General features: G+C 62.3%; 26 protein-coding genes. 3 read left to right on the top strand and 23 right to left on the bottom strand.

The annotated features are described in order from the left end of the window. Nucleotides 1-19: 19 nt before the first annotated feature. From EPO61_08990 to EPO61_08920, 15 genes are all read right to left on the bottom strand, one after another. Nucleotides 20-694: a hypothetical protein gene (locus EPO61_08990; protein ID TAJ08240.1), complete on the bottom strand. Its 675-nt coding sequence runs from the start codon at nt 692-694 to the stop codon at nt 20-22. 66 nt (nt 695-760) lie between these two features. Further along, the gene (locus tag EPO61_08985) at nt 761-1,252 is read right to left on the bottom strand and encodes a hypothetical protein (protein ID TAJ08239.1); all 492 of its coding nucleotides are present in this window, start codon (nt 1,250-1,252) and stop codon (nt 761-763) included. A gap of 287 nt (nt 1,253-1,539) precedes the next feature. After that, the gene (locus tag EPO61_08980; GenBank protein ID TAJ08238.1) at nt 1,540-2,793 is read right to left on the bottom strand and encodes an insulinase family protein; all 1,254 of its coding nucleotides are present in this window, start codon (nt 2,791-2,793) and stop codon (nt 1,540-1,542) included. A 14-nt stretch (nt 2,794-2,807) separates the two neighbouring features. Continuing rightward, complete coding sequence (gene pnp, locus EPO61_08975; GenBank protein ID TAJ08237.1) at nt 2,808-4,916, bottom strand: polyribonucleotide nucleotidyltransferase; 2,109 nt, start codon at nt 4,914-4,916, stop codon at nt 2,808-2,810. A 143-nt stretch (nt 4,917-5,059) separates the two neighbouring features. Beyond that, complete coding sequence (locus EPO61_08970; GenBank protein TAJ08236.1) at nt 5,060-5,329, bottom strand: 30S ribosomal protein S15; 270 nt, start codon at nt 5,327-5,329, stop codon at nt 5,060-5,062. A gap of 78 nt (nt 5,330-5,407) precedes the next feature. Further along, nucleotides 5,408-6,466 (bottom strand): tRNA pseudouridine(55) synthase TruB, encoded by a 1,059-nt coding sequence (gene truB, locus EPO61_08965; GenBank protein TAJ08235.1) that lies wholly within the window; start codon nt 6,464-6,466, stop codon nt 5,408-5,410. Continuing rightward, nucleotides 6,450-6,818 (bottom strand): 30S ribosome-binding factor RbfA, encoded by a 369-nt coding sequence (gene rbfA, locus EPO61_08960; GenBank protein ID TAJ08234.1) that lies wholly within the window; start codon nt 6,816-6,818, stop codon nt 6,450-6,452. The genes truB and rbfA overlap by 17 nt, the downstream gene beginning before the upstream one ends. A 1-nt stretch (nt 6,819) precedes the next feature. Next, on the bottom strand, nt 6,820-7,101 hold the full coding sequence (locus EPO61_08955) for a DUF503 domain-containing protein (protein TAJ08233.1): 282 nt from the start codon (nt 7,099-7,101) through the stop codon (nt 6,820-6,822). 52 nt (nt 7,102-7,153) lie between these two features. Then, entirely contained in the window at nt 7,154-9,802 is a 2,649-nt protein-coding gene (locus EPO61_08950; GenBank protein ID TAJ08232.1) for a translation initiation factor IF-2, read from the bottom strand. Nucleotides 9,803-9,820: 18 nt separating this feature from the next. Beyond that, entirely contained in the window at nt 9,821-10,990 is a 1,170-nt protein-coding gene (nusA, locus tag EPO61_08945) for a transcription termination/antitermination protein NusA (protein TAJ08231.1), read from the bottom strand. A gap of 55 nt (nt 10,991-11,045) precedes the next feature. After that, complete coding sequence (locus tag EPO61_08940) at nt 11,046-11,561, bottom strand: ribosome maturation factor RimP (protein ID TAJ08230.1); 516 nt, start codon at nt 11,559-11,561, stop codon at nt 11,046-11,048. 216 nt (nt 11,562-11,777) lie between these two features. Then, the gene (gene dat / locus EPO61_08935) at nt 11,778-12,608 is read right to left on the bottom strand and encodes a D-amino-acid transaminase (GenBank protein ID TAJ08575.1); all 831 of its coding nucleotides are present in this window, start codon (nt 12,606-12,608) and stop codon (nt 11,778-11,780) included. 20 nt (nt 12,609-12,628) lie between these two features. Then, nucleotides 12,629-12,979: a hypothetical protein gene (locus tag EPO61_08930; protein TAJ08229.1), complete on the bottom strand. Its 351-nt coding sequence runs from the start codon at nt 12,977-12,979 to the stop codon at nt 12,629-12,631. A gap of 16 nt (nt 12,980-12,995) precedes the next feature. Further along, nucleotides 12,996-13,319: a hypothetical protein gene (locus EPO61_08925; protein ID TAJ08574.1), complete on the bottom strand. Its 324-nt coding sequence runs from the start codon at nt 13,317-13,319 to the stop codon at nt 12,996-12,998. Between the two features lie 76 nt (nt 13,320-13,395). Further along, a complete protein-coding gene (locus EPO61_08920; protein TAJ08228.1) occupies nt 13,396-13,899 on the bottom strand; it encodes a DUF192 domain-containing protein in 504 nt (167 codons plus the stop codon). A 201-nt stretch (nt 13,900-14,100) separates the two neighbouring features. Between EPO61_08920 and EPO61_08915 the strand changes: the two genes are divergently transcribed. Together EPO61_08915 and EPO61_08910 are read left to right on the top strand one after the other, a co-directional pair. Continuing rightward, nucleotides 14,101-14,448, top strand: a complete 348-nt coding sequence (locus EPO61_08915; protein TAJ08227.1) for a 4Fe-4S dicluster domain-containing protein — start codon at nt 14,101-14,103, stop codon at nt 14,446-14,448. A gap of 198 nt (nt 14,449-14,646) precedes the next feature. Beyond that, nucleotides 14,647-14,976, top strand: a complete 330-nt coding sequence (locus EPO61_08910) for a hypothetical protein (GenBank protein ID TAJ08226.1) — start codon at nt 14,647-14,649, stop codon at nt 14,974-14,976. 101 nt (nt 14,977-15,077) lie between these two features. On the opposite strand, the gene EPO61_08905 is transcribed toward EPO61_08910, so the two are convergent. The 3 genes from EPO61_08905 to EPO61_08895 form a co-directional block, all read right to left on the bottom strand. Then, entirely contained in the window at nt 15,078-15,557 is a 480-nt protein-coding gene (locus tag EPO61_08905) for a hypothetical protein (GenBank protein ID TAJ08225.1), read from the bottom strand. A gap of 235 nt (nt 15,558-15,792) precedes the next feature. Beyond that, on the bottom strand, nt 15,793-17,412 hold the full coding sequence (locus EPO61_08900; protein ID TAJ08224.1) for a methyltransferase domain-containing protein: 1,620 nt from the start codon (nt 17,410-17,412) through the stop codon (nt 15,793-15,795). A gap of 68 nt (nt 17,413-17,480) precedes the next feature. Further along, on the bottom strand, nt 17,481-17,891 hold the full coding sequence (locus tag EPO61_08895; protein ID TAJ08223.1) for a CBS domain-containing protein: 411 nt from the start codon (nt 17,889-17,891) through the stop codon (nt 17,481-17,483). 238 nt (nt 17,892-18,129) lie between these two features. Here EPO61_08895 and EPO61_08890 point away from each other — a divergent pair, with 238 nt between their 5' ends. Then, nucleotides 18,130-19,458, top strand: coding sequence for a UDP-glucose/GDP-mannose dehydrogenase family protein (locus EPO61_08890; protein TAJ08222.1), 1,329 nt, complete (start codon nt 18,130-18,132; stop codon nt 19,456-19,458). Between the two features lie 7 nt (nt 19,459-19,465). On the opposite strand, the gene EPO61_08885 is transcribed toward EPO61_08890, so the two are convergent. The 5 genes from EPO61_08885 to EPO61_08865 form a co-directional block, all read right to left on the bottom strand. Beyond that, nucleotides 19,466-20,182 carry a HEAT repeat domain-containing protein gene (locus EPO61_08885; protein TAJ08221.1) on the bottom strand — a complete coding sequence of 239 codons (717 nt, stop codon included), beginning with the start codon at nt 20,180-20,182 and terminating at the stop codon, nt 19,466-19,468. Nucleotides 20,183-20,226: 44 nt separating this feature from the next. Continuing rightward, the gene (locus tag EPO61_08880) at nt 20,227-20,997 is read right to left on the bottom strand and encodes a HEAT repeat domain-containing protein (GenBank protein ID TAJ08220.1); all 771 of its coding nucleotides are present in this window, start codon (nt 20,995-20,997) and stop codon (nt 20,227-20,229) included. Beyond that, nucleotides 20,990-22,093 (bottom strand): HEAT repeat domain-containing protein, encoded by a 1,104-nt coding sequence (locus EPO61_08875; protein ID TAJ08219.1) that lies wholly within the window; start codon nt 22,091-22,093, stop codon nt 20,990-20,992. The genes EPO61_08880 and EPO61_08875 overlap by 8 nt, the downstream gene beginning before the upstream one ends. Before the next feature lie 6 nt (nt 22,094-22,099). After that, a complete protein-coding gene (locus tag EPO61_08870; GenBank protein TAJ08218.1) occupies nt 22,100-23,182 on the bottom strand; it encodes a HEAT repeat domain-containing protein in 1,083 nt (360 codons plus the stop codon). A 46-nt stretch (nt 23,183-23,228) separates the two neighbouring features. After that, nucleotides 23,229-23,799 (bottom strand): hypothetical protein (locus EPO61_08865; protein TAJ08217.1); only part of this gene is annotated, 571 nt, incomplete at its 5' end.

Genomic DNA, 23,799 nt, shown 5'->3' with positions numbered 1-23,799 from the left:
CAGACTCGACGCCGGCTACTCAGTGACCGTGACCGCCCTCGTTATATTCGGCTGTCCACGGAATCAAACCGCCGGCAAACTGCTTCCCGCCGGGGATCATCACGTCATACTGCATGATGACACTACCCTCGCCTTTGGGCGAGGTATTGAGCGCCTGTTTGGCCTTGTAGCAATCCCCTTCGAACTCGTGCTTGCTCGCGCAGGCCGCTTCCTTCAGCGCGCGAATGCCGCGGGGCTTGCCCATCTCACCCGCATTGTCCGCGAGCTTCTTCACGGAAGAGATCACCCGACGGTTCTGCTCGACCTCCTGGACCGTGAACTCCACCAGGGTGGTCGCCGACGCAGGCGGGACTTCCTTCGCTGCGGCCGGCCCCGCATGCGGGCGGGCCATGGACTTCAGCTGATCCCACACTTCCTTGTTGGCGGCGTAGAACTTCAAGTTTTTGCCCGGATGGATCCGCTGCCAGAACAGGCCGCTTTCGGCATTGCCGCCGAACACGGCGACATTGATCCAGACCGCTTCATCGTACGGGTCAAGGATGATCACCCGACCCTGCAACGTGGTCGGCTTGCTCAGATCTCCCCATTCGAACCGCTCCTGGAACGCCTCGATGGCCAACGCGGCCGAGGCCATGCCCACGACCAAGGCCAAGGCGACCACGAACGTCCAGCCTTTCTTATGAAGTCCCATCATTGCCATCCTCCTTCACGCCGACTATGTGAATAAGAATATCGTATCAATCGACCCCAAATGCGGTGCTTAGTCCTTCTTCAAAAGCTTGTAGCCAGTGATCGTACGGCCGTCCAGCGTGACCTCCATGGCCACCAACTCCTGGGAGTCCTTGATCATCTTGTCCATGAGCGCCTTGTCTTTGACCTTCAAACGGACCGTGGTCGCCGCATGGTACCACCCTGAGTAGGGGTTGTTCCGCTCCGCCCCGCCGGTGAAACCCCAAGCGCAGCAGGTGAACAAGGGATCGGGAGGACGCACGTCCAAGTCGGAAGAAGCCCGTCCGCTGGGGGTGCCGGAAGCGGGATCGCCCGTGTTCCAATACTGGATGCCGAACAGGATCTCCTGCTCGGGATTGTCGGCCCACTGTGACCAGATCCGCCCTTTCAGCGTCTTCATGGCCTCGCCCTTCATCAAAGGGGCTCCGCCAGCCGGCGCATCGGCCGCCATCACGATGCCGGACATTGCCAGTCCGGCAACAAAAAAGACAGACACCATGGCAATGATTACTCGCTTGCTCATGCCCCGCACCTCCTTCATGAAAAATCAGACCCTGTGTATTAGCGAATCGTCAGACAAGAAAGAAAACGAATAGACGCACTTCACGGAATGAGAAAGCTCGCGGCCACCCCCTTTCCTTCCCTGAAGCAACATTCTGTACGCTCGTACCAAGAAATAAGGGCAAAAGAGGTCCCAATCGTACTGAATCGTCCGAACCTTGTCAAGGAAATATTTGGCATAAGACCAAGGGCGGCCATCCTAAAAAATCCCTTGCTTAGCAATGACTTGCACGTGCAACCGCAGGGCCACTAATTTACGGCCGACTGGAGAGACTTACGCGAGACCGGCCCCAGCACCGTGACTGACAACCGGCCTAAATCCAACATCTCCCGGCTCAGCCTGAGCAACTGCGCCACATTGACTCGCTCAATCTCGGCCAACATCTCCTCAAGAGATGTATGGCGCCCTTGATGCAGCTCGTCTTTGGCCAACTTGCTCATACGGCTCTGAGAGTTTTCCAGACTCAACATCAGGTTGCCCTTCATCTGGTTTTTTGTCCGTTCGAGTTCCTCACCGCTAACACCGCGGCGCTGGAGACGGCGGAGTTCCCGGCTGACCACTTCCACCACGCGGACCGCTTCGCGCGGGCGGGTGGCGGCATAGATCGTAAACGTCCCGCTGTCCGAAAACGACGAGAGGTAGGAGTAAATACTGTATGCCAGCCCACGCCTCTCTCGAACCTCCTGAAAGAGACGTGAGCTGACGCTCCCGCCCAACAAGGCATTCAGTGCATGGGCGCCATACCGGTCCTTGTGGTCCAGGGCGACTCCCGGAAGCCCCAGGCACAGATGAGCCTGTTCGAGCGTCTTCTTGCGGACGACCAGGCCCCCGCTCACTTCCGACGGCCAACGATGCAGGCGCGGGGCACCGGGTTGCGTGAAGGTGCCGAATGACTTTTCCAGCAGAGGCGCCAATTCCTTGAGATTGAAACTCCCCGCCACAGCCACAACCGTCTGCTGCGGATGGTAGTGGGTCCGGACGTATCGGAGCAGCTGCCCACGACGCAGCTCCTGGATGGTTCGTGCAGACCCGAGAATCGAACGACCCAGCGGATGCCGCTTCATGGCCTGCTCCGCATGAAGCTCCTGGACAAGGTCCTCGGGGTCGTCCTGGACCATCCGGATCTCCTCCAGAACCACCTGCTTCTCTTTTTCCACTTCCTTGGGGGCAAATCGGGACTGGCGGAAGATGTCGGACAGAAGGGCCACGGCGGGCTTGATGTGCTGATCCAACACCTTCACGTAAAAGGTGGTGGTCTCGCGAGACGTGAACGCGTTTAATTCGCCGCCCAGCGCATCGATCTCACGGGATATTTGCGTGGCGGACCGGGATTTCGTCCCCTTGAAGAACATGTGCTCGAGGAAGTGGGACAGGCCTTCCTCGCCCGTCCCTTCATCCCTCGACCCCACATTGACCCAGATGCCGACCGTCACCGACTTGAGCGCCGGCATCCGTTCGGTCACGACCCGGAGACCGTTGTCCAGAACCAGCTTGCGGTACACAGACTCCCCGATCGTTACGAGGCGGCCGGCTCCTTGGCGTCCGAGGGCGGCGCCATCGCTTCCTTGCGGCTGAGCCGGATCTTCCCTTGCTTGTCGATCTCCAGCACCTTGACCATGATCTGGTCGCCCTCTGCGACCTCGTCGGCCACTGCCTTGACCCGATGGTGCGCGAGCTGAGAAATGTGGACCAGGCCGTCGGTCCCCGGAATGATCTCCACGAACGCGCCAAAGTCCATGATCTTGCGGACGGTGCCCAGGTACAGCTTGCCGACCTCGACCTCCTCGGTCAGCTGGTTGATCCGCTCGATCGCTTTCTTGGCGGAGGCCTCGTCCACGGCTGCGATCGAGATCGCCCCCGTGTCCTCCACGTTGATCTTCACGCCGCAGTCGGCGATGATGCTCCGGATCATCTTGCCGCCCGGCCCGATCACGTCGCGGATCTTGTCCTGCTTGATCTTCAACGTAAAGATGCGGGGGGCAAAGGCGGAGAGGTTCGTCCTCGGCGCGGCCAACGCGGCGGCCATCCGGTCCAGGATGTAGAGTCGGCCCTTCCGGGCCTGATCAAGGGCCTGACGCATCAACTGCGGCGTGATGCCGGCGATCTTGATATCCATCTGCAAGGCCGTCACCCCGTTCTTGGTGCCGGTCACCTTGAAATCCATGTCTCCGAGATGATCCTCCAGGCCCAGGATATCGCTGAGCACCATCACCCGCTCGCCCTCTTTGATCAGCCCCATCGCAATGCCGGCCACCGGCTCCTTGATCGGCACCCCCGCGTCCATCAGCGCCAGCGTCCCGCCGCAGACCGTGGCCATGGAAGAAGACCCGTTGGACTCCAGGATGTCCGACACCAGGCGCAGCGTGTAGGGGAACTCCTCCTTGGTCGGAAGCACCGACTTGATCGCCCGCTCCGCCAAGGCCCCGTGCCCCACTTCACGGCGGCCAGGAGAACGGAGCGGCCGCGCCTCGCCGACGCTGAAGGGGGGGAAGTTGTAGTGCAGCATGAACGTCCGGTAGTACTGCCCCTCGAGGGCGTCGATCCGCTGCTCATCCTCCGTCGTGCCCAGCGTGACCACCGCCAGACTCTGCGTTTCACCCCGGGTAAACAAGGCGGACCCGTGAGTGCGCGGCAGGACCCCGACCTCGCAGGTCACGGTACGAATGTCCGCAGGCCCCCGGCCGTCGGCCCGCACCCCGCGCTCCAGGATCATGTCCCGGACTTCCGTATATTCAAGCCCGTGAAAGACCAGCTTGATGTGCCGGCTGCGATTCGGATCGTCGGTCTTCAGCTTGTCGACCGTCTCCGCGAGGACCTGATCCAGCCGCTCCTGGCGGGCGGACTTGTTGGGAATCATGATGGCGTCCCGGATCGGTCCCGCCACCAGCTTGCGGACCTCTTCGGTCAAGACCGGGTCGATCTGCTCGGCTTGCACTTTCCGCTTCGGCTTGCCCGCCTTCGCCTGCAGTTCCAGAATCTTGGCCACGATCTTCTTGATCTCGGCGTGGGCCAGCTCGATCGCATCGATCATGACCGACTCAGGCAGCTCGCTGCCGCCGCCCTCCACCATCATGACGGCATCAGCCGTGCCGGCCACCGTCAGGTTCAGGTCGCTGGTTTCCAGCGCCGTCAGGTCAGGGTTGATCACGAACTGCCCGTTCACCCGGCCGATCTTGATCCCGGCCACGGGGCCGCCGAAGGGAACATCCGAGAGCGTCAAGGCAGCAGAGGCCGCGGTGATTCCCACGATGTCCGAGGAACCGGTCTGGTCCGCCGACAGGACCGACGCGATGACCTGCGTCTCGTAGTAGTAGCCTTCCGGAAAGAGCGGCCGCATCGGACGATCGATTAGCCGGCTGGTCAGCACTTCCTTTTCGGAGGGCCGGCCCTCGCGCTTGAAATAGCCGCCCGGAATCTTGCCGGCCGCATAGGCCTTTTCCTGGTAATCAACCGTGAGAGGCAGGAAATCGATGCCGGGCTTGACGGTCTGGGAAGCCACGGCCGTAGCCAGAATCACCGTGTCCCCATAAGAGGCCAATACCGACCCGCCGGCCTGTTTGGCCATGCGGCCGGTCTCCAGCCGCAACGTCCGGCCGGCCACGTCAATGTCAATTGTGTGCACCATGGTTACAGTCTCCTTCCGTTCCTGCCCCACAGATGCCCACAGAGATAGGTTGTGCGCCGACGGGCACAGCCCATGTCCGTGTTCACCTGTGGCGACAGTGCCCCGGCGCCCCCCTAACTAGGATAGGCGCCGGGGATCTGGTGTTACTTCCGGATGCCCAGTCTCTCGAGGACAGCCCGGTACCGTCCGTCATCCACTCCGCGCAGGTAATCCAGCAGGCGGCGGCGGCGGCCGACCAACTCCAAGAGTCCCCTCCGCGAATGGTGATCCTTCTTATGCAGTTTGAAATGCTCCGTTAGGTAGGTAATCCGGTTGGTAAGCACGGCGATCTGGACTTCCGGAGAACCCGTATCGGTCCCGTGCCGCCTGTACCCCTGAATCACCTCGGTCTTCGCTTCCTTGGTCAACGCCATGTCCTTCCCTCCGATCAATACGTCTTTCCGTGCGAGCCCTTGTCCCTTTTACTGCCCCACCCTCTGATACACACACCGCTATGCCGGCTGCGGATTCACCTCCGCCAACACCTTGAGAATCGCGATCTCGGCCCCTGCTTCCTGCGGCACCCGGCCCAGCGCCAACAGGCGGCCCACTCGGTCCTTCACGCGCACCGTCTGGCCGCCACGTCCATTCGCCACTCCGACATTGTCCGCCCACTGGGCCGCCCGCCAAGGCACCGGGACCCCATGCAGGGTCCGCAACGCGGTGGCCTCGTCTACAATGACGGCGGGCACAGCGGCCAGCGCGGCGTCCAGCGAAATCACCTCGTCTTCCAGATGTCCGAACGGGAACCGAGCTTCGACCTCTTCCACGGTCAGCGCGCGCTCAATTGTCAGCGGGCCCACGCGCCGTCGCTCCAGCGTCAAGAGGTGCCCGCCAACGCCCAGCGCCTCCCCGATATCCGCGCAGAGCGTCCGGATGTAGGTCCCCTTGGAGCAGCGGACCGAGAGCGAGACATCCCGCCCGGCAATACCCTGCACCTCGATCCCGTGCACCGTGACTTCCCGGGACTCCCGTTCCACCGTCCGTCCGGCTCGAGCCGCCTTGTACAGCGGCACCCCCCCGACCTTGACCGCCGAGTACATCGGCGGCACCTGCGCCACCCGTCCTTGAAAGCGCCCGATCGTCGACCGGATCGCCTCCTCCGTCAACCCCGCCGTTGAGCGTGCTTCCAAGATCGTCCCGGTGGCATCCTGTGTATCCGTGGTTTCGCCCAAACGCAACACCGCCCGGTATTCTTTGTCCCAGTCCATCAGGTACTCGGCGATGCGCGTCCCCTTGCCCAGCAGGATCGGCAGCACCCCGGTCGCCGCAGGATCAAGCGTGCCGGCATGCCCGACTTTCCGCCCCCGAAACAGTCCCCGCAGCTTCGCCACCACGTCATGGGACGTCCAACCCGGCGCTTTGTTGACCACCAACACCCCATCAACAGACTTGGCGACGGCCCTGGGCCTTGCGACGGACTGCTCGACCAAACGCTCTACTCGCGCACCGACCACGGCATCCCTCACAAGAACCGCACACAACGAAGGGCCTTCAGTCCTGAGGTGTATCCTTGACCTCGACTTGTTCCAAGAGGGCCAGAATCCGGTCTCCCCTGGGGCCGCTCACGTCCTTCTGGAAAATCAATTCCGGCGTGTACCGCAAGTGCAGCCGCCGTCCGAGTTCGGCGCGAATAAACCCGCCCGCCTTGGCCAGGCCAGCCAACGCCTCGGCCTCATGTTGGCCATCGGCCCCTGTCGTCACGAACACCCGCGCCAACCGGAGATCATCGGTCAGCTTCACATCCGTCACCGTCACCGAGGCCACGCGGGGATCCTTGGTCTTCCGCATGATGATCTCGGCCACTTCCATCCGAATCTGGTCGGCTACGCGGTTGGCCCGCTTGTATGCCGTTTTGGCCATCTCAGAGCAGCTCGATGCGGACTTGCACCAGTTCCACCAGCGGGACCGACCGGATCACATTGACCGCTTGGTCCAGTACCTGATTCACGTGCTTTCCCTCGTTGGCCACGCAGACGATACCGAGCACCGCCTTTTGCCACAAATCCTGTTCGTCCACTTCCGCAACCGACACGTTGAATTTGTCGCGCAGGCGATCCTTGAGGCTCAGGAGCACCTGCCGCTTCGCCTTCAGGGAGTGGGCGTCAGGGATGTACAGCTCAACCGTGCACAGCCCGACGATCATATCGACGACGCAGCGGTGAGAGAGGCGGCAAGCGCCGGACGAGGGGGCCGGCTCACAACTTCGTAGCCACCTTGTCCACGACGTAGACTTCGAGCACGTCGCCGGTTTTCAGGTCCCCGAAATTCTCGACCCCGATTCCGCATTCATAGCCCTGCTGCACTTCGCGCACGTCGTCCTTGAACCGGCGGAGCGACCCGAGTCGCCCTTCATAGACCGTGGTATGGTCGCGGATGACACGGACGCCGGCGCTGGCCCTGCTGATCGTCCCGTCGATCACGTAGCAGCCTCCGATCACCCCGATTTTGGGGATTGAGAAGACCTGCCGCACTTCGGCCCGGCCCAGCACCCGCTCCTTCAACGTCGGCTCCAATAATCCTTCCATCGCCGCCTTGATGTCCGCGATCGCGTCATAGATGATCGTGTAGAGCCGGACGTCCACGCCTTCGCGTTCGGCCAACGCGGCGGCTTTGGGTTCGGGGCGGATGTTGAACCCGATGATGATGGCCCGAGACGCCGAGGCCAGGAGCACATCGGTTTCGGTGATGCCTCCGACGCCCTGGTGAATCACGCGCAGCTTCACGGCTGGCGTGGAAAGCTTCTCCACCGCTTCGGAGAGCGCTTCCGCCGAACCCTGTACGTCGGACTTGATGACCAGAGCCAGTTCCTTGACCTCTCCCTCTTTGATCCGCGAAAACAGATCGTCCAGCGTCACCCGCGTGGACCCGGCGGCCAAGTCGGCGCTCCGCTGTTTCTGTTGACGGGATTCGGCGATCTCGCGAGCCACGCGCTCGTCCTGCACCACGATGAACGGGTCGCCGGCCGCCGGCACGCCCGGCAAACCGATGACTTCCACCGGCGTCGACGGCCCGGCTTCGGACACTTTCTCGCCCTTGTCGGAAACCAGCGCCCGCACCCGTCCGCTGAACGTCCCCACGACGAACGCATCGCCGACCTTGAGTGTGCCGCCCTGCACCAAGACCGTGGCGACAGGTCCGCGGCCCCGATCCAGCTTCGCCTCCACCACCGCGCCCTTGGCGGGACGGGTGGGGTCCGCTTTCAACTCGAGCACCTCGGATTGGAGCAGGATCATTTCCAGCAACGACTCCAAGCCGGTTTTCTGTTTCGCGGAGACTTCCGCAAAGATCGTTTGCCCGCCCCAGGATTCCGGGATCAGGTTGTGCTCCGCCAAGGCATGCTTCACCCGCTCGGAGTTGGCGCCCGGTTTGTCGATCTTGTTGATCGCCACGATGATCGGAACGTTCGCCGCCACCGCATGGTTGATCGCTTCCACGGTCTGGGGCATCACGCCGTCATCCGCTGCCACCACCAGCACGACGAGATCGGTGATCTTGGCGCCGCGGGCCCGCATCGCGGTAAATGCCTCGTGGCCGGGAGTGTCCAAAAACGTCACCTGCTTGCCGTGGACGGTGACCGTGTAAGCTCCGATATGCTGGGTGATTCCCCCCGCCTCCTGCGCCGTGACGTTCGTCTGTCGAATGGCGTCCAGGAGCGAGGTCTTGCCGTGGTCCACGTGGCCCATGATCGTGACCACGGGCGGCCGCGGCGCCAACTGCTCCTCTTCGGCCCACTCGGTGGCTTCTTGCAGCAGTTCCTCGCCCTCCTTTTCACCCGCGGCTTCGGTCTTCAACCCCAGCCCTTCGGCAATCAACATGGCGGCTTCCAGGTTCATCGCCTGGTTGAGCGTGAGCATCTGCCCCATTTCCATGAGCTTCCGGATGATGTCCCCAGGCCGTTGCCCGACGAGCTCTGAAAATTCCTTCACTGTCAGACCCGGGGACAGCTTGATTACTTTTTTCCGTGGCTTGGTAACCTCGGTTGACGGGGAGGGCTCCAGGTGGCGGGACCGGCTCTCACGACGATGCACCGGGATCGCCCGCAAGTCTTGCCAGCGGGCCGCGTCTTCCCTGGACTTCAGCGCTTCGTCGTCGCGGACACGCCCCGGCTTCTTGGCTTTCTTGAGTTTATCCTTCAGGCCCGCCTCACCCACCAAGGGCTCCAGCATGATCCCCTTCTTCTTTTCTGCGCGCAACTCGGCCGGTGCTCCCCCCGTGGGGACAGGCGGCACGACGCCACCGAGGGCGGGAGGCACAGGCGCCGTCGGAATCGGCGCAACAGGGGAAGTCGGCTCATGCGAGAGCCCGAGTTGGTCTGCCTTGAGGTCGGCTGGACTCGAAACAGCGGGCGCCTCCGGCTCAACCGCTCCGGGCCCCGCTTGGGCAACTGGATGAGCCAGCCCTGGCTCAGAGACCGGCGGCGGCGGCCCGCTGACCACCTGGGCAAGCTCGCTCGCCAGACTGGCCGCTGCAGCATCGTCCGCGGCAATTTCCTCATCCGTCTTCTTGCGTTTGAACAGAATGCGCTTTTTATCGAGCTTGGGCGACTCGTCCGTGACGGCCGGCTCCGCTTTGGCGCTCGCCTGTTTAGGAAGCGTTGCCCCCGTCTTGCGAAGCCCCGGCTCCTTCTTCGTCTCTTCCTTGCGACCAGCCTCCGCCTTCTTCTCCTCCGGCTTGGCCGATGACTTAACCTTGCCCTTCGGCGCCAGCTTGTCCAGCACCTTCTGGACCACGTCTTCCTCGAGCGCACTGCTGTGCGAAGCCACCGCAATGCCCAGCCGCTTGAGCTCGGGGATAAGCTCCTTGTTTTCCATTCCGAGCTTCTTCGCCAGTTCGTACACCCGCATAAGCAATCCTGTCACACCTCAGTTGGCTGTCGGCTGGGCCGACTCGTCGGACGCTTCCCGTTGTGCCTTCGCCGCTTCATCCTGCTCACGCTGCGCCTCGGCTTCTTCAGCCAGAGCCGCCTTGATTTCCTTGTCCCGCTCGACTTTTTCCTTTTCGTATTCCGTGGCGCTGATGATATCGATCTTCCACCCGGTCAACTTGGCGGCCAGACGCACGTTCTGACCGTTCTTGCCGATGGCCAACGACAACTGGGAGTCGGCCACGACGACGAGCGCCGACTTCTTTTCCTCGTCGATCCCCACCTTCTCGATGCTGGCCGGATTCAGCGCCTCGGCGATGAACACGCGGGGATCGGAGGTCCAGGCGATGATGTCGATCTTTTCTCCGCGGAGTTCCCGCACAACCGCCTGCACGCGGGACCCCTTGATACCCACGCAGGCCCCGACCGGATCGACGGCCTTATCCCGCGACGACACCGCAATCTTGGTCCGGTCCCCAGGTTCCCGCACGATCCCCTTGATCTCGACGATCTTCTCGCTCACTTCCGGGACCTCCAATTCGAACAGCTTCGACACGAATTGGGGATGGGTTCGAGACAGGATCACCTGCACATCCTTGGGCGTCCTCCGGACTTCCAGCAAGTAGGCCTTGACCCGATCCCCGCGTCGGTAGGACTCGCGCGGGATTTGCTCCTGGATCGGCAAAATGGCTTCGGTTTTGCCGAGGTCCACCAGGTAGTTACGCCGCTCTTGGCCGAGAATGATCCCGTTGATCAGGTCACCCTGGCGCGTAGCATACTCGCGCTGTACCGCTTCCCATTCGGCTTCGCGGACCTTCTGACAAATCACCTGCTTGGCCGTCTGGGCGGCGATCCGGCCCAGTTCCTCGATGCCGATCGTATCGCCGATTTCGTCCCCGACTTCGGCGCCGCTGTCCACTTTGCGAGCCTCCAGGAGCGAGACCTCGGTCTTGGGATTGGTGACGGTTTCGACGATGGTCTTGAGCGAAACGACGGCGATTTCGCCCGTCTTCGGATCAATTTGAACTTGAATATTCTCGCTCTGTCCGAAGCGTTTCTTGGCCGCCGTCTGGAGCGCCGCCTCAACGGCACCGATGACCTTAGCTTTGTCGATGCCCTTTTCCCGCCCCATCTGATCGATCTGTGCGATCACGTCTCGATAGTTCATACAAATTCCCCGTCCTGGTGACTCCTCGTCCCCTTCTCCGTATGCACTGCGGCTCCTACCATTCGACTTCCAGCCGACCTGCCGCAATGGACTCCCATTCCAGCTGCGTCTGCAACGCCGGTGAGGGGCTCGCCCGACGGCGATGGCCAGGCGGCTTTGCGGCCGGCACGACCAAGGTCAGCCCCTGCTCATCGACGGCAAGGAGTCGGCCGACCAAGCGCCACTGTCCCTCCCGAGGCTGCCTGAGCTTCAGGTTGACCTGTTTCCCCAACACCCGGGCGTAATCCTCGCGCCGCTTCAGCGGACGGTCCAGACCCGGCGATGAGACTTCCAACGTATAGGCATGCGCCACCAGGTCTTCAACATCTAGCGCGTGCCCGAGCGAGAGATGAACCTGCTCGCAATCATGCACGGTCACGCCGCCGGGCTTGTCGATAAAAACCCGCAGAACCATGCCTTGCCCCTGGCCGGCGCATTCCACATCCACGAGTTCAAGCGCCAGGGCGCGAACGATCGGCGCGGCGACAGCCCGAATCCGATCCAAATCGTCCCGGAATTCACCCGGTTCCATGCTGCCCGCTTATGTCGGTCAGAGGAGGTCGCACGACAAGGCGGCTCCCTCGGGGATCGATCCAAACAAAAAAGTGGGCCAGAGCCCACTTCCAATCGCCGTACGTTACCACTTTTGCACACAGCCGCGCAAGAGAGATGGCGAGATTCCCGGTCGGTCCCCCGCTCGCTGCTCGCGGACCTGGTTGAATGGCTGGTAACGAGGACCGTTCGCTGGCTAAGTAACGGCCTGTTTGAACCGCTCGCTTAGTCGGCCGGTGAGCGGCCCGGGCTTCCCCGTGCCGACGACCTGGCCATCGATTCGCACCACCGGCAGTACTTCCACCGTGGTGCCGCAAAGGAACACTTCGTCGGCGTGACGCAACTCGTCCAGCGACACCGGCCGCTCTTCAACCGACAGCTTTTCCTTACGGGCCAAGGCCAACACCAGGGCCCGCGTCACACCCGACAGGATGCACGGCCCTTCCGGAGCCGTGGCCAAGGTCCCATGACGAACCACAAACACGTTGCTGACCGACCCTTCGGTCACCACCCCATCCCGGACGAAGATCGCTTCGAAGACCCCGGCCTCCTTGGCCCGTTGCCGGGCCAAGACATTGGCCAGCAGATTCACGCTCTTGATGTCGCACCGTCCCCACCGGATATCGTCGAACGTGATCGCCTCAACCCCGGCATCACAGATGGCCTGGGCCAGAGGCCGCAACTCCCGGATAGTCATCACCACCGTCGGTCGACTCTCGGGGGGAAAGGCATGGTCTCTCGGAGCCACGCCGCGCGTAAGCTGGATGTAGACCTTGCTCTCGGCAAAGCCGGCCCGCTTGAGCCCTTCCGTAACCAGTTCATTCCACTCACGATTCGAGTAGGGCATGGGTAGTCCGATGGCCTGTGCGCTCCGCGCCAATCTGGACAGGTGCGCGTCGGTCTGAAACGGCGCGCCACGGTACGTACGGATCACCTCGTAGACCCCGTCACCGAACTGATATCCGCGATCCTCCACGGAGACCGTCGCCTGCTCCAGCGGCATGAACGTTCCATTGACGAACCCGATTGCCGGCATCCCTACCACTCCTATCGGCTTGTCGACTGAGCGGCGCCGTCCCGGGCGGATACCAGGTAGACCCGGCGATCCTCGGCCGTAAATTTCCAGCCCATGCGCTTTTCGAACAGCAGCCGGTATTCGCCGGGCGCCAGCGCGCGGAATTCGAACGTCCGTGTGCCGGTATCCACCGCATTGTTGCTTGCAGTCCGCAAAAAATCGTCGCTGATCAACGCCACCGCGTCGGCATCGTAAGTGGGCACCCACAACTCGCCGCGCGTACGGTCTTCCCACAAGTGCAGCGCAAACGGCTGCCCAACCAGGACCGAAAGGTGCTTGGTGTCCCGGTCCGTCTCACCTGCTGTGCCATCGTGACTCACCATTATCGTAACCTGGCCATCAATCCTGGACTTTTCGGCGAGGTCCGACAAAAACCTCGCCGTCGTTCACCCGCACCTGGTAGCTGCCCACGCAATTGCCTCCGCCGTCCGTCGCGAGGCCGCTCCGCACGTCGAACGCCAGGTCGTGCCATGGGCAAGACACGACGTGTCCTTTGAGTCTTCCTTCGCCCAACGGACCGCCCTGATGCGGGCAGATATTATAAATGGCGTGAAACGTGCCGTTGACGTTGAACACGGCGATCTCCCGCGCATTGACTTCGACAACCTTGGAGCCGCCTACGGGAATCTCCTCCGCGCGCGCAACCAACTGAAACCCTTCCATGGACCTCTGTTTCATCCCGAGCTTTCCATCTCTCTCCGAACTTTACCTCGTCCGCATGGCCGCTACAACCGCCTAGTCACGGAAGCCGAAGCGTGAACTTCATCTCGCCTCCCGGCGCCACTTGGTTCTCCTTCGCGAAGCCGGCCGGCGCTTGAATCAAGTACCGGACCTTCTCGGGTGGCGGACCGAAGTATGGACAGGGATCTTGCGAACAGGGTGGCGCGCCGGCAATGACTTGCACCACATGCCGGCTCTCGTCCGCCCAAATCATGTCCACCGGAAACCGGAGCCCCTTGGTCTTGACGCGATGGCGATCAGAGGTTTCGAAGATATACAGCATCCCCTGGTCCGGCGGCAATCCTTCCCTGAACGCAAGCCCGAAGAGAAGTTTTTCAGGCGTATCGGCCACTTCTGTTTCAAGGATTTTCCCGTTGGGGAACGTCACCAGAATCGTGTGCGATTCGTTCTGCTGATCGGTTAAAAACCAACTGGCCGTGACCAAACCCAAGGCCAACACGATCAGGATCACAACGCGGGTTCGCTTGGGAGCCTGCGACGGCGGAGCCGACGATTCCGACATGATTCTCTTATTCTTCTCCGCTCTTGTTTGAGCGGCGCCAATCTAGGCCCAATGGCCCATACAGATCAATCAGATAGGCCTTCTGATCGCCGTTTTCCTTGTTGACTTGCAAGAAAGTAGCGTTCTAGAATGTGCCCTCCTGCGATGCGCACTATGGTCAGTGTCGCAGGTGGTTGTCAATACTCGAAGGAGGCTGATGTCATGGCTCTTTTAATTACGAGTGAATGTATCTCCTGCGGCGCGTGCCTGCCGGAATGTCCCAACGAGGCGATTTTCGAGACCCGGGGCGACGCAGAGGGTAAGGGATATCATGTGGGCGAGGGCCAGGGGGAAGGGGACAGCATCTATGTGATCACCCACGACCGGTGCACGGAATGCGTCGGTCACTTCGACGAGCCCCAGTGCGCGGCCGTGTGTCCGGTGGATAACTGTTGCATCGCCGATCCGGCCTATCCCGAGACCACGGAAGTCCTGCTTGGAAAAGCCAAGACCCTGAACCCGGAAAAGGCCATCGATCCGGCCAAAGTGTGGAGCGGCGTGCGGAACTAAGTAGAGCCACCCCGAACCAGACCGTCAGTCTTGCCAAACCCCCATCCCAGCCGGGATGGGGGTTTTTCTTCGCCCGTTTCCCGTCATGATATAATAAACATCGTCGGCTAAGCTGCGGTGCTGGTCTGCCTCCCTGTCAACACATTTCAGGGCCGGCTCCGGCTGCTGCGCTTCACCTCTTTGCACGGAGGTCCTGCCATGCCACTCCGACGGACAATCCTGATTTGCCTCGCAGTAAGTCTGTGGATCACGGCGCCCCTACACGCCGGGTCCGGAGACATTTCCAACGTGATCGAAAGCTTCATGGCCAAACAATTCCCCGACGCCCTTGGACACCTGTGGGTGGTGAACGGTACGCAGTGGCAGACGGAGAATGAACTGGTCATAGACCTGCACACTATCGTGAGAGGGCAATCCGGTTCATCCCCGACCGAAAATCGGTTTTTGCTCCTGATCGTGTCGGGAAAACTGGCCGCGGCACAGAACATCCCGCTTGAGGGGGGGGACTGTCAGCCCGAGCAAACCTGAGCCGACAAGGTCCTCACGGTCGGCCTGAAAAGAGAACGCCCCGTCCGCCAGTTACGGCGGACGGGGCGTATCTGTATTGGAACCAGGAAATACCGGAAAGGCTACTTAATCATCAACAGCTTCCCGCCGACATGCCCCGGATGCAGGTGACACTTGTAGACCAGCGTCACGCCCTGAGTCGCGTAGAAGAGGTCGCTGGTCGGCACACCGATGTACTTGGTTTCTCCCGGTTTCAGAACCACCTGGGCCTTCAGCACGGTCGGAGCACCGAACGACTCGTCCGCCGTCAGCAAGAACCCGTGTTCCGCGCTGGACTTGTTCGTCACCTTCAGGACCACCGGACGTCCGGGCCGCACCTTGAAGTCGATGACCGTCACAGGCGGATACCAGACCTTGGTTTCACCGAGCTCGATGGCAAAGAGTTCCTGATCCACCGTCAATTCCTTGAACGCCTGGCCGACCACGGAGCCCGTGTCCAGGTCGCCGATTTCGACGCCGCCTGAATGGTGGGCGAACGAGACCGACGTCCCGGCCACCAAGACCACGAGGCCGAAAAATACCGACAACAACATCTTACCCATAGCCTACCTCCCTTGGAAGAAAAGAGCTGTGATTAGGTTAGTGAATGAGGAAGACCCCGCCCGGCACAACAATGACTAGAGCCAACACCGACGAATCGGCGACCACCACCTGACCGGTGCCCCTTATAGCATAGGCGGTAGTGGGAAGCAAGAATGTTCTTTGCCCAACACGAGCCTGCACAATAGCTCGAATTGTTTACGATTATTCTCCATGCCGATCATGCTGTGCCTCACGCTAACGGCCAAGCACTATCCCGCCTGTGGCCATTGCCATCCCCGCTTCGCCCCGCCCCATCAGCAAGTCAAACGGCGCATAGTCATCGGTGAGCACCACTCCTTCCGGCCAGGCCTCTTCTCGTCTCGTGGCCAAGAGCACGGAGGCTTCGGCCGGCATCCGTCGCCCTTCAATCAAACGGTTGACCCGGTCCGCAAATTCTGGATGGCGTATCGTCGCTGCGGGAGCCCCGGCAAAAAAAATCAGGTTGTCCGCCCCCTTCGATCCCTTTACCGCAAAGGACTCGATGACGGGAAAGGACGTCCGCATCGTCGCGACCACCGCCTGGGAGCGTTGGCGGTCCGGCCCGCTCCCCGAGGACGCCAAATTAACCGCCAGTACCCCATCGGGCTTGAGATGCGACCGGACCTCCGCGAAAAACTCTTTGGTGGTGAGGTGGAAGGGCACGAGATGCCGCGCAAAGGCATCCACCCAGATCACATCATAATACTGGTCGGCCGCCGTGCGCAGAAACAAGCGTGCATCCCTCACATAGACATGGTGCGACGGCGGCGGGGTATAGTTGAAATACTGCTCGGCGGCCCGGACTACGGAGGGATCAACCTCCACGACGTCCAGGGTCAGCTCAGGCCAGTATCGAGCCAGCCACTTCGCGATTGAGCCTCCCCCGTGCCCCAGGATCAACCCCCGCCTGGGAGGATCATTCGCCGCCGTTCCCTGGTCCTGCGGCTCCGGCATCAAGGCCAACGCCGCCATCATCATATGGCTGTAAGGCAAGACCAATTCCACCGGCTCGACAAGCCACATGACTGCATGGAAGGTGCGATCCAAAATCAGAATCCGCAATAGGTCCGTATCACGGACTCTGAGCTGCTGATATGGACTGTCCTCTTGATAGACCGGCGCGGGCAGCACCAAATCCGGATGCCAGGCCAACCATGCCAGGCCAAGCCCGCCCCCCACCAACACCAGGCTCCCGATGGTCCTCACGGCCGCACGCGCCTGAACAGCCACCGAACGCCACCACCAGAAGAGCCCGAGCAGGACCTGAACGGCTCCCAGCAGGGCCACCAAAGTCACGCTGCCCAGCCAACTCAGCAAGAAAAACGCGGTTCCCCAAGTCCCGACCAGGCTGCCGACTGTGGAGACTGCGATCATGCGGCCCGTGTGCCTCCCCAGGTGTCCCATATCGCCGATGGAGAGCCGCAATAACGCCGGCAAGACCCCGCTGAGCCCAAGTGCCGGAGGGGCGAGCAGAATACTGGCGGCCAGACAAGGCCCCCAGCGCGGATCCTGAACCCAGTCGGCGACCTGGAACATCACGGGATCGCCTTTCCAGGCCAACAGAAACGTCCAGGCCCCGGACGTCAGCAACAGCCCGGCCAACACCGAACCGCCGTGATGGCGATCCGCCAGCCAGCCTCCCAGCGCATAACCGCTGCTCATGGCGGCCAGGATGACACCGATTAAAGCGCCCCAGACGTAGAGGGAATTGCCGAATACCGGGGCCAGCAGGCGGCTGCCCAAAATCTCAAGCGCCATCACCACGGCGCCGGTCAGAAACGCGGTCGCGAATAGCGAGATGGGGGACGAGGCAACAGAAACGGATGGAGCGGTCATGCGAGGGACATTCCAACGGTCGGACGATGAACAGAAGAGAGTCGCATGGAAGTCGTAGGGTGGATGAGCTAGACCGTACCCCAGTTCTTGAAGTATCGCAGAAGGCCGCGCACGGAAATCATTCCGACGACCTGTCCATCTTGGGTAACGGCCAGGTGTCGGATGCCCTTGTCGGCCATGAGATCGCTGGCATCGTGGGCGGAACAGTCGCTCTCAATCGTGATAACGGGGCTGCTCATGACGGCGCGGACCGGTACCTGCGCCGGGTCGAGCCCCTGGGCCATGGCTTTCCGGACCAGATCCGTCTCACTGACCACGCCCAGGTAGGCCCCCTCACGTACGACGAACAGCGCCCCGACTTGCGCCTCCCGCATCAACCGCGCGGCTTCGGCCAGCGTCGCGTCCGGACCGACCGTCCGAATCGCCCGGTTCATCATTACCGCCAAGGGCCGCAGCATTGCGCCGCTTTGAAGCGCCATGGACCTCCTACCTCAGCTTCACACGCCACTGCCTGCAACGAGGCAAAATTGTACTGGACCCTTGCGGGGGAGTCAACCGGAGCATCGACGCAGACAGTCTCTGCCCGTCGTCATCACGCAATCTTCAACTGATTTCCTTGCGACCCCCCGAGGTGCCTTGCTATACTTCGCTGCAAGAAAGCCGTTTCCGTCAAATTTCTGAATTATTGAACAGGTTGTGACTCTACAAGGATCCCCCATGCACATTAGCGTCATTGGAACCGGCTACGTCGGACTGGTCACGGGAGCCTGCTTCGCGGAATTCGGGCTGAACGTGACTTGTATGGACACGGATGCCAAACGGATCGGGAAGTTGGAGAAAGGCGAGGTGCCGTTTTTCGAGCCGGGGCTCACCGAACTGGTCCACAAGGGCATCAAGGAAAACCACCTGACGTTTACATCCAACTTGCCCAAAGCGGTTGAGGACGCCCTGGTCATTTTCATCGCCGTGGGGACGCCGCCCCGCGCAGACGGGTCCGCCGACCTCTCCTATGTGGAAGAAGTGGGCCGCGGCATCGCCCAGCACATGAAGAGCTATAAAGTCATTGCCACCAAGTCCACCGTCCCAGTGGGGACAGGCGAGAGGATTCGCCAGGTCATCAAGACCAACCAGGCAGCCCCCTGTCGTTTCGACATGGTATCCAATCCGGAGTTCCTGAGGGAAGGATCTGCCATCGAAGACTTTCTCAGACCCAACCGCGTGGTGATCGGGGCGGACAGCGACCAAGCCGTCGCGATCATGAAGGATCTCTATCGCCCGCTCTACCTCATCGAAACCCCGTTCGTCATCACGGATATTACTTCGGCGGAGATGATCAAGTACGCCTCCAACGCCTTCTTGGCCACCAAGATCTCCTTTATCAACGAGATCGCCAACCTCTGCGAGAAAGTCGGCGCGGATGTGCAAGTGGTCGCCAAAGGCATGGGCCTGGACCGGCGCATCGGGCCCAAGTTCCTGCACGCGGGCCCCGGCTTCGGCGGCTCCTGTTTTCCCAAAGACCTGGCCGCGCTGGTTCAGATCGGGCGGGAAGCAGGGGAGAACATGGAGATCGCGGCCAAGGCCGCAGAGGTGAACGAGCGGCAACGACAGCGGATGGTGGAGAAGATTCAGGTTGCGCTCGGCGGCCTGAAAGGAAAGACCGTCGGCCTTTTGGGACTCTCGTTCAAGCCGAATACGAACGACTTGCGGGAATCCCCGGCGCTGGCCATCGCGGAACAATTGGTCGAGAAGGGCGCCGCCATCCGAGCCTACGATCCGGAAGGGTTGGAAGAAGCGACCAAGCTCCTGCCCACGTTGCAGGCTTGCAAGGACGCCTATGACGCGGCCCAGGGAGCGGACGCACTGATCCTGATGACCGAATGGAACCAGTTCCGGAACTTGGATTTTGAGCGCGTCAAGCGGGTGATGCGCCGGCCCATTTTCGTGGACTTGCGCAACGTCTACGAACCGGATCGAATCGGGGCGCTGGGGTTGCGCTACATCTCCGTCGGAAGACCGCCCTGCGGGCCTGAACCGGCAACCTCGTAACGTTCGGTCAGCTTTGGGCGCTGATCTGCCTGGCCCCCTCCTCTTTCGGCTTGGGCTTGTATCCCATCCGGTCCAGCACCTTCATGATCCGGCTCTTGAGCCGATCGTCCGCCTCGTTCAACGCCACCGCCAGGGGCTCGACGGCCGGCTTCCCGATCTTGCGGATGATCTCGGTGGCGAACTGACGCAGTTCGTCCTCTTCCGAGACCAACAAGGGGATGAGCGTCGGCACGGACACGGCGCCCAACTTGATGAGTGAGTCGTAGGCCCGCTGCCGAACATCCCCGACTTCGTCGCCCAGCGCCTCCACCAAGGGACCGACCGCCCGCTCGGCCTTCAGGTCGCCCAAGGACTCCGCCGCATATTTCCGATTGAGCCAATGGGTATCCTTGAGATCCACCAGCATCGCGTCCGCCTTCGCGGCGTTCGGATCTTTGGATCGGATACGGAAGCTCTTCGCGACGCGCTTGCCGCCTTCTTCCACCACCCGGATGGTCGCCCCGTCGCCCGGTTTGATCTTCTGGAGATCTTCGAGCGCCTCTTCGGCCACATCCAGGACGACCGTCTTGCCGTCGTAAGCCAGCAACTCCACTTCCAATTGCTTGAGCGCGAGATTCACCGAGACGACTTTTTCGGTGACCAAGTTGAAGCCGTCCTTCTTGGCGCCTCCCTTGGGGCCGATCTGGATGAGCTTGGGCGGTTGCTGCGGTGTTTCGTCTGCCATAGGGTCCTCTTTTCTGTGTCGCGATGACGTGAATGAAGCCGACGTTACTTAGTCGCCTGCGGTTTCCAGCCGAGGCTGGCCAGGGCGCCCTCCACGGTCTCCTGCACCATCTCGTTCTCGTCTTCCAGCAGCGGTACGAGCGAGTCCACCGCCCGCCGGTCCCCCAACCGCGCCAGGGATTCGACCGCGTTGCGCCGCACCAGCCAGTCTTCGTCCTTCAGCGCCTCGATCAGCGAGGGCATGGCCCGCACATCCCCGATCTTACCCAAAGCTTCCGCCGCATGCCGGCGGACCATCCAGTTGTTGCCGAGCAGACCCTCGATGAGCGCCTCAACGGCCCTCACGTCCCCGATCTTCTTGAGCACCCGCGCCGCATCCTCCCGGAGCGTCCCGTCGTTCAACGCCTCCACCAGCCCGGGCACGGCGCGGGGATCCCCCACCCGTTCCAAGGCCCAGACCGCCGAACTGCGGACGGCGCCATCTTTGTCCTTGAGGGCTTTGATCAATGGCTCGACGCCGCGCGGGTCCTTGAGCTTGCCCAGGACATTGGCGGCCTGTTCCCGCACCGCCCATTCGTCGTCCGCCAGCGCTTCGATCATCGGCTCCACCGCCGCCGGCCCGATCCGCACGATCGCGCTCGCCGCAGCCTCGCGAATGACCGTGTCCTCATCGGCCAACATGCCGATCAAGCCCGACAAGGCCTCCAGGCCCATCTGCCCCAGGCTGGCGGCCGCATGGTCCCGCAACGCCTCATTTTCGTCCCGCAGGGCCGAGAGCAATTGGTTGACTCGCTCGTGATACTGCTCCTCACTCATCCTCGCCCCCCTCTGTCGCGGCGGCCTGTTCGGCCTGCATCGCCGCGGCCTGAAGCTTGTCCACGATCATGCCGGCATTGTACGAGACCAGCCCGTCCCGGTCGGTCTTGAGCTGTTCAAACAAGTCCTGATACGGGCGCAACACCTCCACGTCCTTGATCTTGGCCAGGGCCTCCATGGCCAGCGGCCGGAGCGGGCGGATCGGCAAGCCGTCGATATAGAGCTGCATGGGGCGGGCATCGCCAATCAAGCCCAGCGACTTCATGGCCAGCTCCTTGACACCCGTATCCTTGTCCTGCCGCAGCCGCTCCATGAGCGGATCCACGGAACGGAGATCGCCGATCTTGCCCAGCAAGTCGGCCGCCGCTTCGCGCACCACCCAATCCTCGTCCTCCAAATACTCGATCAGGATCTCCACCATCGGGCGTCCGATGCCGAGCAAATCTACGACCGCGGCCATTCTGGCCTCCTCACGTTCGCCGCTCCCCTCGACATCGCGCAAGGCATTAAAAATCTGATCGATCCGATCCCGGATCGCGCCCAGCTTCTTCAGCGTGCGCATGGCAATGACGGCCACAGCCTGGTCGGTTATCGCATCCACCAACGCATCGGCCGAGCGAGGGTCCAGCAAATGTTCCAAAATGATGGCGGCGGTTTCCCGGGCTGCGGCATCCTGGTGCTTCAGCATGGCGCACAAGGGCTGGATCGCGTTGGGGATGACTCCGAGGAGGGCGATCACCGTGGCCCGTTGCCCCTCGTCCGCCATCGTATGGAGGTCTTCCACCAATGCCTGGGCCGCAGCCTGATCCAGCACGCCGGCCAGCTGCTCCAGTGCCAAAGCCCCTGCCTTGCAAACCGTCGGGTCCTCGTCTCGGAGCAGCCGCACCAGCGGCACGCCTCCATGGGGGTCCTTGATCCGGGCCAGCATACCCGCGGCTTCGATTTTCAGAGCCGCGCTCCCGGTCTCCAGCACATGGATCAGCGCCTGGACCGCCTTGGGCCCGCCCTTCAGACAGGCGGCCGTGGCGCGCATCCGCCGCCAGTCCTCTTCATGGACCAGCTCGGAGATCAGCGTCTCAAGCGACTCCTTGGGCATACCCGCTCAGATTCTCCCCGAGCGCCAGCCCAGTTGCGCCAGCGTATCTTTGGCGTGGAAGAGAATGTTCTCGTCCCGCTCGCTCTTGAGCACCCCCAACAAAAACGGGATGGCCGGCGGCCCGAACGAAACGAGCGCGGCGGCGGCTTCCGCCCGCACCACCGTATTCTGCAGCGCGCCCACTAAGGTCGGAATCGTGGCTTCTTCCCGGATCAACGCCAATGCCCGCACCGCCGCTTCCATGGCATGCATTTCCGTATCCCACCGATCGCCGCACCCGGCAATCGCACGGCTGTCGGCCGGCCGGCTGGCTCCCGTGACCACCTCCACCAGAACCGAAACCGCCCGCCGATCGCCGATCTTGCCCAGCGCCTCGATAGCCAAATGGCGCAGGCCCACGTCCTTCATCGCCAGGAAGAGAAAATCCACCGCCCGCGCATCGCCGATCTCCCCCAGCGACCGGACCGCGTCTTCGCGAATCGCCTGGTCCTGGTCGTTGAAGAGGAGCCACAGGAGCGGCTCCACCGACTCGGTGGATTTCAGCCGTCCCAGCGCCTCCACCGCATGCAGCCGGACCACCCATTCTTCATGCTTGATCGCGTCCAGCAAGTGGGGCACGGAGGGTTGACCGATGGCCACCAGCGCCTGGGCCGCATCCACCCGCACCGCCTTGACCTTGTCCTGCAGGAGCGGCATGAGGACGTCCACCGCCCCGGCATCCCCGATCCGGCCCAGCGCCTGGGCCGCATGCATCCGGACGATCCAATCGGGACTCCCCAGCGCGGCGCGCAGGGGTTCCAAGACGCGGCGGTCGGCGATCCCGGACAGGATCGACGCGGCGGACTCCTGCACGTTTAAATCGGGAGCCGCCAGGCAGGCTCCCAGCGCCGGCACCGCCGCCTCCCCGATGGCGGTCAAGGCGGCGATCGCGGCCTGACGCACCGCCCGATCGCCGTCGCTCAGCAGCGCCACCAAAGGTGCCACGGCCCGCGCATCCCGGCTGGCCCCCAGCGCGGAAGCCGCCTCTTCGCGGACCGCCCAATCCTCATCCTTGAGCGCGGCAATCTGTTCGCCAACGTAATCGGCCATCGTGCTCGGCTCGCACGCCAGTCTCGCCGGAACTCCACCGCGCGGATTACGTGCCGATCGTATCGCCGGAGGGGCCGAACCGCCCGGTGTCTCCCAGCGGCATGTCCACCCGGAGGTTATCGGTCTGGCTGGAACTCACTTCTCGTTCGTCTTCCAGCGGCACGTCCCAGCCCAGCTTATGGAGCGTTTCAAGGGTCAGCTTCCGCAGCGCATCGGTGGCGCTCAACCGGCTGGTGGCAAAAGAGAGAGCCCGTTCGTTGGACTCCACCTCCGACGCCTTGGGATCGTGCAAAAAGGCGACGAGGGGCTCGATGGCCGTGTCGCCGATCAGCACCAGAGAGGCAGCGGCCCGTTCACGCAAGACCCCGTCCTTGAGCATCATAATCAACTCCGGGATCACGCGCGGGTCCCGGAAGTGACCCAAGGCGGTCGCCGCCGCTTCCTTGATGAAGGCTTCCTCGCTTACGATACAACCGGGAGTCGGCGTGCCGTCCTGGCGGATGCCCTTCCCGCGCATCGCATCCAACACCACCGGCAGGGCCCTGGCGTCCCCGATCATCCCCAGCGACATGATGGCGTGCCGCTTGACGGCCCCGTCCTTCATCGCCTCGATCAAC

The organism is Nitrospirota bacterium, from assembly GCA_004296885.1.
Lineage (GTDB): Bacteria > Nitrospirota > Nitrospiria > Nitrospirales > Nitrospiraceae > SYGV01.
Note: the sequence above shows the minus strand (reverse complement) of the source record. Positions and strands in the feature narration are given on the sequence as shown.